Here is a 14,491-nt window from a genome sequence, read left to right as displayed (position 1 = left end):
GGGTAGGGGTAGTGAGATTGAGATTGGGTGGGCTGGCCAGGAGAGCCGCGTCGGGGCGGCAATCCATGGCAGATATCGGCCAATTGCAAGCGGTCCGTCCGCGTTTCGCATATCCGGCGTAGATCGCGGATGCGATACAGGGGGCCAACGACGCTTGTCGAAGCGCTGCACGAGTCGGCGTTGTCGGACCGCGGCATTGTTATTGCCGGATCCGGCGCAGCCGACACCTGCCTGCCATACAAAGAACTTCTCGCGCGCGCGCAACGCCGGCTGACAGCGTTGCTCGAAGCAGGCGTCGCACCCGGCGACGAGGTTATCATTGTTACGGATGACCTCGAAATCTTCCTTGCTGCGTTCTGGGCTTGCGTGCTCGGTCGCATCGTCCCCGTTCCGCTCGCGGTGCCGACCACCGACGAGGTGGCGCTAAAGATTTTGCACGTTGGACAAACGCTGACGCGCCCTTGGCTTTATACCGACACCGACCTTACCGAACGTCTGGCGCGGGCGGCGAACGTTAACACAACTGCGGTCCTCGCGGCGCTCGGTGAACGCCGCATCCCCGCCTCCCGTGACTGCTCAATGCCTGCAGCACCGCCGCATCCCTGCAGGCCGGACGATATTGCCTTCATCCAGTTCTCGTCCGGCTCCACCGGAACGCCGAAGGGCGTGACGCTCACGCATGCCAACCTGATCGCCAACGTATCGGCGATCGTCGGCGCGATCCGCGCCGATGTGCCGGAACCGCGGCTGGTCAACTGGATGCCGCTCACCCACGACTTCGGAATGATCTGTTTCCACGTCCTGCCCGCAGTCTTCGGCTTCGATCACTGTCTGATCCCGACCAAAGCGTTCACGCGCAATCCACTGGTGTGGATGCAGCGATGCGCTTCCTTCCGCGCGTCGGTGACGGCCGGCCCCAACTATTCCTACCGCCATTTCCTCAGATCGTTCGATCCGGCCCGGAATTACGGCTGGGACCTGAGCGGTTTGCGGGTGATCATCAACGGCGCAGAACCGATCGCGCCGGAACTTGCCGATGAGTTCACCACGGCGCTTGCATCGCAGGGCCTGCCACCGACCGCGATCCGCGGCGCTTACGGTCTGGCGGAAGCAACCCTGGTCGTCACCATGGGAGACAAACGGGGACTGCGGTCGCTCTACCTCGACCGGCGCAGCCTCGCACCGGGGTGCCGCGCGGTTCTCGAGGCTCGCGACAATCCCCACGCGGCCGGATTTGCCGTCGTCGGCCGGCCGCTTGACGGTTTCGAGGTCGGCATCGCGGACGGCGCCGGCGCGCATTATCCCGATGGCACCGTTGGTACGGTGAAATTGCGCGGCCCGAGTGTCACACGCGGCTATTATCGCAACGAGGCGGCGACGCGCACGACGCTCGATGCGCAGGGCTGGCTCGATACCGGTGATCTCGGTTTCTGCCGGGATGGCGAGCTCATCATCACGGGGCGGCGTAAAGACGTCATTATCATCGATGGCGTCAACTATTATCCGCAGGATATTGAGCGGATCGCCTCGGCGGCTGACGGCTTCGACCTCAACAAGGTGGTCGCCTGCGCGGTGCGCCCGGCAGGCGGGGAGCGTGAGCAGCTCGCGGTCTTCGTGCTGTTTCGCAAGAAGCTCGAGGCCTTCGCACCGGTTGCCCGCGACATTTCCGACCGCGTGACCCGCGCGATCGGCATCCCGGTCGATTACTGCCTGGCGGTCCCTCGCATTCCGAAGACAACCAGCGGCAAGATCCAGCGCTTCGAACTTGCCCAGCGGTTTCTCGCCGGCGGCTTCGCCGAACAGGTGGCGACGCTCGAGCGCGTCTCGGCGCCCATGGACGATGCCGTCCGGCAGGCCTGGTTCGCGCGCGACCGTACCGGCCTTATCGCGGCATTGACCGCTGCGGCCGCCCATCTTGCGCCGAACCCGATCGATCCCGCCGTGCCGCTTCGGGAGAACGGGTTTACCTCGCTGCGCCTCGCCGCATTCGGAGCCAGACTCAATCGTGCGTTGGGACTGGAATTGCCGGTCACGACCCTGTTCGAGCGGCCGACCTTGTACGATCTCGCCGACGCCCTGATTGCAACCGAGTTTCCGCACAGCCGAACCGCCGCAGCCCCCGCTGCCGACGAAACCCGCTCCGCCGAGCGCTTGCGAGATGAATTTGATGTTGCGCCCATCGCAATCGTCGGCCTGGGTCTGCGTCTGCCCGGAAACGTCGATGGGCCGGCTAGTTTCTGGCGGCTGCTTGAGCAAGGACGCGATGCCGTCGGCGCGCCGCCGCCGGGGCGCTGGACCCGAACAGCCGCTTCCGAAATGGCGACCGACCACGCCGGGTATCTCAACGACCTCACCGCCTTCGACGCGCCGTTTTTTCGTCTTTCGCCTGCCGAGGCGGAAGCACTGGATCCGCAGCAACGACTGCTGCTCACGGTATCCTGGGAAGCGCTGGAACACGCCGGCATCGATCCCGGCGCACTGAAGGGAACACATACGGGCGTGTATGTCGGGATCAGCGGCAGCGACTATCGCGCAACGGAAGCCGCCGACGGCCCGTATTTCTACACCGGCACCGCGCCCTCGGTAGCCGCTGGCCGGCTGTCCTATCATTACGGGCTGAACGGGCCGTGCCTTGCAATCGACACGGCCTGCTCCTCCTCCCTGGTGGCCCTGCACCAGGCCGCCCTGAGCCTGCGCAGCGGAGAGAGCGACCTGGCGATTGTCGGAGGCGTCAACCTGCTGCTCGATCCGGAGACCCAGACCGGCCTGTCGCGCATGAATGCGCTGGCGCACGACGGCCGTTGCAAGACCTTCGACGACACCGCCGATGGCTATGGCCGCGGTGAAGGTTGTGTCGTGCTGGTCGCCATGCGCCTGGAGCGCGCGCTTGCCGACGGGTTCAGCGTGCTGGCCCTGATCCGCGGCAGCGCGGTCAATCACGATGGCGCGAGCAACGGACTTACCGCGCCAAACGGCGCAGCCCAGGCCGCGGTGATGCAAGCCGCGCTGGCAGCCGGCGGCGTCGCGCCCGACACGGTCGATTATCTCGAGACACACGGGACCGGTACGGCGCTTGGCGATCCCATCGAAGTCGCGGCTGCAGCCAGCGTCTATAGCGAGGGCCGCGACGCCGCGCGGCCGCTGCTGCTCGGCTCGGTCAAGACCGCCATCGGGCATCTGGAAGCCGCCGCCGGCCTGGCCGGCGTGGCCAAAGTGGTGCTTGCCCTGCGACATCGCACGCTGCCGCCAAGCCTGCATTTTCGCACGCCCAACAGGCATATTTCGTGGCACAGCCTGCCGGTCCAGGTAGTCGGCGCATCGCGGCCATGGCCTGAGCAGGCTGAAGCCGGCACGAGGACGGCGCATCGCGCAAGCGTCAGTTCGTTCGGCATGAGCGGCACCAACGCGCATGTGGTGCTGGAAGCGGCGGCTCCCTCGCCGACCGCCGATGCCGCGTTGCGGCCGGTGATCGTGCCGCTCTCCGCTCGCAGCGACAGGGCCCTTGCTGCAACAGCGGCGCGGTGGGCGGAGACCTTCACCGCGCGAGGCGACATCGCCGTTACCGATCTTGCTTTTACGGCCGCCGTCGGCCGGGCGAAGTTGTCGGCGCGCGCCGCTATTGTGAGTTCAAGCGCAGCGGGTGCCGCCGCTGCGCTGCGTAACTTGCGGCCCTGTCCGCGGTCGGAAATACGATCGTCCGGCGAACCGCCCAGGGTGGTATTCGCCTTTGCCGGCCATGGTTCTCAGACCGCGGGCATGGGGCGCGTCCTGTTCGAGCGTTTCCCGGTGTTTCGCAGCGCAATGCTTCAAGCCGAGACGATCCTGGCCGGCTATTTCGATCGACCGTTCACCGAGTTGCTGTTCGATGCCGGCAATGCTGCGGCGCTGGCGCGCACCGAGGTAACCCAACCGGCTGTCGTCGCGTTCCAATGGGCGCTCGTCCTGACCTTGCGCGATTGGGGAATCCGCCCTGCGGGAGTGGTCGGGCATTCGTTGGGGGAGATCGCGGCCGCCGCCGCGGCAGGGGCGGTCGATCCGGCGGCGGCGTTGCGCTTTGCGGCCGAACGAGGCCGTCTGATGCAAACGCGATCGGGGGGCGCGATGGCGGCGGTCGGCACCGGCCTTTCCGCACTGCAAGCCGACCTGACGGATTTACCTGAACTCGCTGTTGCCGCCATCAACGGATCGGCGCAGCTCACGCTGAGCGGCCCTGCGGGGGCAATCGAAAGCCTGCTCGGCCGCTTGCGCGCCCGCGGCGTTCCGGCAACCCGGCTTGATGTTGAAAATGCATTTCATTCCGCAGAGATGGATCCCATTCTTGAGGGACTGCACGAACTGGCCAAGCGAGCCGGATTCGGCGCGCCGACGGTACCTTTCTACTCGACGCTGTCGGGATACCGCGCCGACGGTGAAATTGCCGCCCCGGCCTATTGGGCGCGTCAGGCCCGCGAGCCGGTCCGCTTTCATGATGCATTACGCGCGCTTCCGGTCGCCGACGATACGGTCGTGATGGAGTTGGGCGCCAAATGCAGTCTGGCTCCGCTCGTAGCGAGAGCGATGCCGGAGCTGCCGTGGTTGAGCTGTGGCGGGGCGCCGGATCCGGAAACATCGCTGCTGCGAGCGGTAGCGGAGTTGTTCGAGCGCGGAGCCGACATCGATTGGCCTCGCCTTTTCGCCGATGGCGGCGCGAGCAGGACCCACGCCCCGACCTATCCATTCGAAGGACAGGTGCGGTTGTTGCCGATTGCTGGCCGCGCAGCTCCGCTTGCTGCTGTTTCCACGTCTGCCGCAACCCCGCGCCCTCCTGCCGGCCGGACTCGCGAGCGGGTCTCGAACAGTATCGATGCCGCCCTTCAGGGATTGGCGGGGCTTGCTGCGGATCAGGTCGACGCCGATGCGAACTGGTTCAGCCTCGGCCTCGACTCGCTGTTGATCGTGCAACTGCAGCAGGCCCTCAACCGCGAGCACCGCATCGCGATTCCGATCGCCGAGATTTTCGAGCACGGAGACACGCCCAACCGGCTGCGAGAATTGATCCTCTCCAGGCTGCCGGCCGAACCCGAATTGATTCCGGCCGCCGCGGATCAGAAACCGGCGGCGTCCCCTCCGCCCGGACCGCTTACCGAGTTGTTTGCCAAGCAGATCGAGGCGATGAATGCGCTGTTCGCGCGCCAGCTCGATGCGCTCAAGGGCGTTCCGGCGGGAACCGCTTCGCCGGTTGTTTCCGCCCCTGCCGCGCCGGCAGCGTCCACCGCCGACGTCGAAGTCAAGGGCCTCTATCGCAAGATACCCGACCGCCGCGCCGACTGGACGCCGGCGCAGCAGCAGCACGTCCGCAAGCTCGCCGACGCCTACGGCAAACGCGCCCGCAGCTCCAAGGAACACACCGCAAAGTATCGCGATGTGTTTGCCAACCCGAGATCGGTCATCGGTTTCCGCCCGGAATGGAAGGAGCTCACCTATCCGCTGCATGTGGCCCGCGCCGACGGCGCCCACGTCTGGGACATCGACGATCACCGCTACATCGATATCACCATGGGCTTCGGCGCCACCTTGTTCGGCCACAACCCGCCGTTTGTGCGCCGCGCGATCGAAACCGAACTGGCGGCGGGTGCGGCATTGGGGCCGCAATCGACGCGCGCGGGCAAGGTCGCACGGATGATTGCGGAAATGACCGGCGTCGAGCGGGTCGCGTTCTTCAGCACCGGGTCGGAAGCCGTGATGGTCGCGGTGCGGCTTGCCCGCGCAGTCACGCATCGCAATCGCATCGCCTTCTTTACCAACTCCTACCATGGGACTTTCGATGGCGTGCTGGCGGCCGGCTGGGCCCAGCCCGGGCGCGTCACCACGCTGCCAATCGCCGACGGTACGCCGCAAGGCATGATCGATGACGTGATGGTGCTGCGCTACGGCGATCCCCGCTCGCTCAATCTGTTGCGGGAACACGCCGCGAGCCTCGCTGCAGTTCTGGTCGAGCCGGTGCAGAGCCGCGATCCCGCGGTTCAGCCGGCCGCGTTCCTGCGCGAATTGCGGGCACTGACCATGGCGCACGACGTCGCTCTGATTTTCGATGAGGTCATCACCGGCTTTCGTATCCATCCCGGCGGCGCCCAGCGCCATTTCGGCGTCGCCGCCGACATCGTGACGTACGGCAAAGTGGTGGGCGGTGGACTGCCAATCGGCGTCGTTGCCGGCCGCTCGCGTTTTCTCGACGCGGTCGATGGCGGCATGTGGAATTATGGCGACGACAGCATACCCAGCGCGCGCACCGCTTTTATTGCCGGCACCTTCAACGCGCATCCGCTGACGATGGCGGCCGCCGAAGCCGTGCTGACCCACCTGCAGGAGCAGGGCCCTGCCCTGCAGCAACAGCTCAATACCCGCACGTCTGTGTTTTGCGATCGGCTGGACCGGCAGTTCTCCGAGGCGGGCGTGCCGATCCGCACCGCTCATTTTGCCTCGCTGTTTCGCTTCGAATATGCCGAGAATACGGAAATTCTCAACTATCACCTGCTCAACAACGGCGTGTTCGTCTGGGAGGGGCGTAACTGTTTCCTGTCCACGGCACATACCGACGCCGACTTGGATGAGATCAGCGCAGCGGTTGCGGCGGGCCTGGCCGCCATGCGCGCCGACGGCTGGCTGGCGCCGGCCGCCGCAATCGAGGCGCAGACACGCTGCGCGATCGCGCGCGGGCAGCGCGAAATCTGGTTTCTGCTCGCCGCGCGGCCGGAAGCGAGCGGAGCTTACAACGAGACCGTCGCGCTCGACCTTGAAGGGCCGCTTGACGAATTGGCGCTGACCGGGGCGCTGGACCGCCTGATAGCGCGTCACCAAGCGCTGCGCGCAACGGCTTTCGACGGTGAACAATGCAGCGTCATGGCTCCGAGCCAAGGAAGCCTGATAGTCCGCGATATCGAGGATCGAGACGAAGCGGTGCACGCTTTGCTCGCAGAGGGATTGGCTACTGCCTTCGACCTCGAAGCCGGGACGCTATTCCGCGCGCAATTGCTGCGCCGTCGCCCGGATCGGGCGGTGCTGGTGTTGACGGCTCATCACATCATCGTCGATGGCTGGTCGTTCGGACTGCTGATGACCGAACTTGCCGCACTCTATAATGCCGAACGGCGCCGCGAAGAAGTGCTGCTCGCGCCCGCGATATCGTTTCAGCGATTTGTCGCGTGGGGAGCGGCGCTGACGGGCGACGATCCGGCGGCCGATGCCGCCGCGATGCCGCCGCTGGCATTGCCCGGCGACAGCCTGACCCGGGCGGCCGGCGTGACCGGCAGTCGCCTGCATCGCCGCGATCCGAGGCTGCCGACCGGCATGGCTGTTTACGACGCGGTAAAGGGACTGGCGCGTTCCATCGGGGTTAGCCCCGTCGCGGCCCTACTATCGGCCTTTGCGGTTCTGCTGGGGAGGCTGGCCGATCAGCCGCGTTTTGCAATCGGCCTGCCGGTAGCCGGCCACATCGCCGCCGGCATGCCGACGCTGGTGGGCCACGCCTCGGTCGTGGTCCCCATTGCGGTGGATCTCGATCCGATCGAGTCCTTTGCTGCCCTGACTCGGCGCCTGCACAACGCGCTGCTCTCCCTTCAAAAGGAGGCGCGTGCGCTGTTCCGCGACGGTGCCGATGCCGCGCCGGTGAAAGCGCTGCTCAATGTCGACCGCGGATTTGCGCTCGATTTCGATGGATTGCATACGGAGTGGGTATCGGCGCCGATTGACCGCGCCAAGGCGGATATTTTTCTCAATGTGCTGGAATTCAATGGCGCCGCGCTGTTCGATCTCGACTACGACACCGCGCTGATCGGCGCGGCGACGGCTGCGCGCTGGTTCGACAGCCTGACTGCGATCATCGCTGCCGCCGCGACCTCGCCCGATCTCGCCGTTGCGGCGCTGCCATTGTCATTCGGCGACACGCCGCCCGCGGCCAGCGACCAGAGCCGGCGGGTGATAGGCCGGTTCGGCACGCCGGCGCCCGTCGGTGTTTTGGGGACAATCGAAGCATGGACGCCGGGCGGGTGGAAGACGGAAAGCGCCATTGGCCGATTGTCGGCCGATGGCGCCATTGAGCGGCTCGCTTCTACCGATCGGCTCCTGCGCCTCACCCATGGCTGGGTCGATCTTGATCTGATCGAACGCACACTTTCCGCCATACCCGGCGTCAGTGCAGCCGCGGCGATCGTCGAGGACGAGGGCGTCACCGCTTTTATCGCCGGTGCTGCCGCGGAGCCCGGACGACTGGCACCACTGCTTGCCGATCTTCCCGCAGACCATCGGCCGCGGCGATACGTGGTGCTGCCTGCCTTGCCGCGGCACAAAGACGGCGAACCTGACCGTGACGCGCTTGCCGCGCTCACCCTGCCGCGGGTCGCGGCGGTCCGACAACTGGCGCCAAGGACCCCGCTTGAAGCGCGCATAGCCGCCATTTGGCGTGACGTGCTTCGTCTGCCGAGCCTTGGCGTGACCGACAGCTTTTTCGATCTCGGCGGCCATAGCCTGAAGGCGATCGCCATTCTGGCGCGCATCGAACGCGCATTCGGCCGCGCGCCGGCCTTGCGCGACTTCCTCGCACGGCCGACCGTCGCCGCGCTTTCCGCTTGCCTTGCGGATGCGGCTTCCAGCGAGCCGATCCCGCGGCTGCCGGAGGCCGCTGACTATCCGGCGTCAAGCGCCCAGGCGCGGCTGTGGATGCTTGACCAGTTCGAACCGGATTTGACCGCCTACAACATCGGATTTGTCCTGCGCACCGGCAGGACCATCGATGCCGCCGTGCTGGAGGCCGCATTGACCCGGCTGGCGCTGCGGCACGAGAGCTTGCGCACCGCCCTGTTCGACGTCGGTGGAGAACCGCGCCAGCGCGTGCAGCCCGCAGCCGCGCTGGATTACGATACGCTCGATCTCCGGGCTTCCGCGAATGCCGCGGAAGCCGCGCATCAGGCCGCGGCAGGGTTGACCGCCCAACCTTTTGACCTGTCCTCCGCGCCGCTGTGGCGCGTGCGGCTGATCATTCTCAGCGACGAAAGCCGGATAGCGTTCAGCATTCACCACGTGATCAGCGACGTATGGTCGATCGGCATCTTGGCCCGCGATCTCATGGCGCTTCTGGCCGAGGAAGAAGGGGCGCCGTCCGTCGCGCTGCCCGAACTGTCGCTGCAATATCGCGATTATGCCGCCTGGCATAACGCGCGGACGGCGGCACGCGACGCGGCGGTCAGCGCCTGGCGCGATCACCTGCTGCCGTTGTGCGCCCCGCTCGATCTGCCGTCCGACCGGCCGCGTCCAGCGGTGAAAACCTATCGCGGCGATCAGGTCTTGGCCGCGGTCACGACAGAAGCGGCGCACGCGCTCCGGGCCATGGCTTCCAGGATCGGAGCGGGAACGTTTGCCATTGTCACGGCGGCGGCCGATCTCCTGCTCCATCGCCTCACCGGACGAAAGGAATTTATGATCGGCAGCGTGGTGGCGGGACGCGATCGCGCGGCCATCGAGGATGTCGTCGGCTTTTTTGTCAATTCCGTACCGCTGCGGGTCGAGATCGATCCGGAGCAGTCGTTCGAAATGCTCGCTTGCGGCGTGCGCGACGAACTACTCAAGGCCATCGAGCTCGGCGAGGTTCCGCTGGATCGCATCGTAGACAGCGTCGCCGCGCCCCGCGATCCGGCGCGCAATCCGCTGTTCGACGTTGTTCTGGTGCTGGATGAGCGCGAAGAGATCCGCGACATCCTGCAAGGCTATGATTTCGGCTTTATGGAAATCGACACGCCCACCAGCCAGTTCGACTTCACGATTTACGTGACCGACAGCCCCGCCGAAATCCTGCTCAAGGCGGTCTATAACAGCGACCTGTTCGATCGCCCGCGCATCGAGAAGATGATGCGCGACCTTGTCGCAATCCTGGCCGCCGCGGCGGCCGCGCCGGAGACGGCGGTCGCCCGGCTCGCTCTGGCGCCCGTTGCGGCGTCGCCATCCTTTCATCAGGAAAGGTTGTGGTTCGTCGACAAGTTCGAGCGCGGCGAGCTCTACGCCGAGGGGCCGACTTATTACAACATGCCGGCGGTCCTCGCTTTTGACCGGCCGCCCGACCAAATCCGGCTCCAGGCCGCGCTGGACCGGCTGGTAGCGCGACATGAACTGCTCCGCGCGGGCCTGACGACGGACGGCGAGCGCCCCGTGATCGAGGTCGCGCCGATGGCGAACGTCGTCTTGAGCGTTCTGGATTCCGGCGGCGACGCGCTATCGTCGGCGATTGCCGACAGCCAAAAAATGTTCGATCTGACCAGGCCGCCGCTGCTGCGGGCAGCACTCTGCGGCGGTGACCGTGAGCCGCTGCTATGCCTGACCGCGCATCATGCGATCGCCGATCCGCAGGCTTTGGCGGCGCTTGCAGCGGAGATGGCGATTCTATACGCCGACCCCGGCGCGGCGCTTCCGGAAGCTTCGAGCTTTATATCCGTGGTAGCGGCGACGGAACGAGCCCAGGCCGGCGCGCACGATGAGCACGCAAAGTTCTGGCGCGCGGCACTGGACGGAATGACGCCGCTCCTGTTGCCGACTGACCGGCCGCGTCCCTCCATCCATACCTATTCGGCAGGCCGCGTCGCCATGACATTGCCCGCGGAGCTGACGGCGCGGCTGGATGCCTGCGCGGTGGGCCACGATTGCGTACGCGCAGACCTGTTGCGCGGCGCATTCCAGGCGCTGCTGCATCGCTTGTCGGGACAAGCCGACATCATGATCGGCGAGCCTGTTTCCGGCGCGTTTCCCCTGTTGTTCGGTCCGGCGTCGAACCTGGTACCGGAGCGGCTCGAGATGTTGCCGGGCGATACCTTTGCGGCGCTGGTCATCCGGTCCCGCGACATCCACAGGACCGCGCTGGCGCACGCCGCGATGCCGTTCGATCTCATGGTATTGGCGGTCAAGCCGAAAAACGACATGAGCAGGACGGCGCTGTTCGACGTGCTGTTCCACTACGACGATGCGCCGGAGCCGCCCGCTTTCGGCACGCTGCACGCGCGCATGGTCGATACCGGGCTGGGCTGGGGCAAATACGATCTGGTACTCAGCATCCGCGCCCATGCGGACGGGCTTGATCTCAGCCTGGTCTACAATCGCGATCTGTTTGCACAAAGCACCGCAGCCCGCATCGCCGCGCGCTTTCATCGGCTGCTCGCCGAGGCAACGGCGCAGCCTTCGCAGCCGATTGCCGCACTCGAGATCCTGCTGGACGGGGAGCGCCAAGCCGCGCTGGCACGGGCTCGCGACATTGCGGAATATCCGCGCGACCTCACCATTCACGGCGTATTCGAGCGCATCGCCGCGGCGCAGCCAACGGCCGTCGCGGTCATCAGCGGCGAGCGGACGCTGTCCTATGATGAACTCAACCGGGCGGCAAACCGCCTCGCCCACCGCTTGAAAGCTCTCGGCGTACAATCGGACGAGCCGGTCGGAATCTGCCTCGACCGCGATATCGGCCTGCCGATCGCCATGCTCGGAATCCTCAAAGCCGGCGGCGGTTATGTTCCGATCGACCCCGACTATCCCGCCGCGCGGGCGCGCTTCATGGCGGAGGATTCCGGCATGCGTGTAATCGTCACCGACGCTGCGCATGCTTCTGGGATGGCTTCGATGGTTTCGACGGTGGTGGATCTCGCCGCGCTCGACCATGAAGCGGAAGGCAATCTCCCGCCGGCGGCGCGGCCGGTCAGCCTTGCCTATGTGATCTATACGTCCGGTTCGACGGGGCAGCCCAAGGGCGTGATGATCGAACATCGCAACGTGATCCAACTGCTGTTCCAGCAAAACCTTCCTTTCGGTTTCGGACCCGCAGATACCTGGGCGCTGTTCCACTCGCCCTGCTTCGATTTTTCCGTATGGGAAACGTACGGCGCCCTGCTGTTCGGCGGCCGTCTCGTGATCGTGCCGAAACATACGGCGCAGGATGCGCCGGCATTCCTCGCACTGTTGTCGGCTCACCAGGTGACGGTGCTGAACCAGACACCGACGGCTTTCTATGCCCTGAGCGATGCCGCGCTCGGTCAGCCGGAGCTCGCGCTCAAGCTCGTGATATTCGGCGGCGAGGCATTGCAGCCGGCGCGGCTGGCCGATTGGCACCGCCGGCATCCCGGCGTGCGGCTGGTCAACATGTACGGCATCACCGAAACGACGGTTCACGTAACCTGGAAGGTAATCGGACCGGCGGAGATCGCCGATGGACGCAGTGCGATCGGCAATGCACTGCCCAGTTACGCCATCGTGGTCGTCGATGCCGACCTGCGGCTGCAGCCGCCGGGGGTTCCGGGAGAAATCTGCGTGGCCGGCCACGGCGTGTCGCGAGGCTATCTCAACCGGCCCGAATTGACCGCCGCGCGCTTCATCGAACATCCGGACTTGCCGGGACAACGGCTCTACCGCTCCGGCGACTTCGGCCGGCTCGATCCGGACGGGCAGTTGATCTACCTCGGCCGTATCGACGACCAGACCAAAGTCCGCGGCTATCGCATCGAGACCGGGGAAATCGAAAGCCAGTTGCTGACCCACCCGCTGATACGCGACGCCGCCGTACGTGCCGATGGCGCGAATGGCCTGACCGCCTGGCTGGTGGCCGAACCAGCGCTGACGCTCGAGGCCGTGCTCACCCATTTGGGCGACAAATTGCCCGACTATATGTTGCCTTCGCGTTATAAGCTCATCGGCGCAATACCGATGACCGGCAACGGAAAGGTGGACAGCAAACGGCTGACGCAATTGCCGGCAACGCCGCTGGCCTCTCCGCTGGGTTCGGACGATCCGCCCCAATCGGCGCTGGAGCAGGCGCTGGCCGAGATTTGGCGCGAGCTGACCGGCGCGGCCAGCGTAAGCCGTTCCGATAACTTCTTCGAATTGGGCGGCCACAGCCTCAAGGCAAGCCAGGCGGTAGCGCGGATTCGCCAGCGGCTGGGCCGGCAGCTCAGCCTGAAAGACTTTTTCAGCGCCCCTACCCTGTCCGCATTGGCCGAACTGATCGACGCCCGCGCGACCCTTGCCGGCGATTGCATCGGCCCCGCCCCGACACCTTCCGAGCCCGATGCCGGCTACCCGCTCTCCTTTGCCCAGCGTCGCCTGTGGCTGCTGCAGACCACCGAACCCGATCAAGTGCATTACAACATGGTGGGAGCCTTTGTTCTCGAAGGCCGGCTCGACGCAGATGCGCTCGCCCGCGCATTCGCCGCGTTGGCCGCGCGCCATGAAGTGCTGCGAACGCGGTTCGTGCTCCGGCGCGGCGAACCGCGGCAGATCGTCGATGCGGCGCCGGAAGGCTTTACGCTGCCGCTGGAGGAAAACGCCTCGGCGGCGGAAGCCCCACTGATCGAAAAGGTATTGTCTGCCGAGTTGCACCATGTCTTCGATCTCAGCAAGGGGCCGCTGCTGCGTGCGCGCCTAATGCGCTTGCCCGAGGCCGCCGCCGGCCAGGACCGCTCTCTGCTGGCGCTCAACATGCATCACGTCGTCGCGGATGGATGGTCGGTAACGGTCATGCTGCGCGACCTGCAGGCGCTGTATGTGATCGCCCGCGCCGAACCAGGCTTATCGGCCGCGCAGTTGACGACGCGCCTGACGCCCTTGTCGATCCAATACAAGGACTTCGCGGCATGGCAGCGCGCCGGCGCCGACAGCCCGGCGGTCGCGGCGGCGCGGCGATACTGGCTCGAACGGTTCGAAGATGGAGGCAATACCCTCGATCTGCCCTACGACCGGCCGCGGCCTGCGGTACCGACGCGTCGCGGAGACATCGTTGCACTGACGCTCGATGCGCGGCTGTCGAGCCGGTTGCGCGATCTGGCCCTCGGGCATGAGGCCAGTCTGTTCATGGTCCTCGCAGCGTTGGTCCACGTGCAGATGCATCTGCTGTCAGGACAGGCTGACGTCGTGATCGGGACGCCGGTGGCCGGACGCCAGCGGCTCGAGCTTGAACCACAGGTCGGCTTCTATCTCAATCTGTTGCCGCTACGCGCGGTTCATGACAGCGGCCGGACTTTCGCCTCCGTTCTCTCCGAACTGCGCGGCGTGGTGCTCGATGCCCTTGCGCACCAGTCATACCCCTTCGATCGGCTGGTGGAGGACATCGCCGGCCCGCGGGCGGCTAACCGCCACCCCTTGTTCGACGTGCTGCTGATCCTGCAGAACAACGATCCACTGCGGCTTGACCTGCCGGATGTGAAGGCGCGGCCGTTGAGGGACGTTTCGATCAGCGCCAAATACGACCTCAACTTCATGGTCGAAGACAAGCCATCGCTCGAATTACTGCTGGAGTACGCCGTGGATATGTTTGATCGATCCTCCGCCGCCGCAATCGCGCAGGATTTCGTGGCGCTTGCCGCCGAGGTCGCGAACGATCCACGCTTGACGGTGGCGGAGCTTGCGGACCGGATCGGGCGCCCCGCCGCCACGCCGATGATCGTTGCAGGCGCCGACCGAGCCCAGTTGCTCGCGGAGGGATGGTAAGCCC

At 65.9% G+C, this 14,491-nt stretch carries 1 protein-coding gene; it reads left to right on the top strand.

The genetic code is table 11. The features are described 5' to 3' along the window. Nucleotides 1–129 precede the first annotated feature (129 nt). On the top strand, nucleotides 130–14,487 hold the full coding sequence (locus tag ACFE72_RS14990; protein WP_375413897.1) for an amino acid adenylation domain-containing protein: 14,358 nt from the start codon (nucleotides 130–132) through the stop codon (nucleotides 14,485–14,487). Nucleotides 14,488–14,491: the final 4 nt, after the last annotated feature.

It is taken from the genome of uncultured Bradyrhizobium sp., assembly GCF_964252615.1.
GTDB lineage: Bacteria > Pseudomonadota > Alphaproteobacteria > Rhizobiales > Xanthobacteraceae > Bradyrhizobium.
Note: the sequence above shows the minus strand (reverse complement) of the source record. Positions and strands in the feature narration are given on the sequence as shown.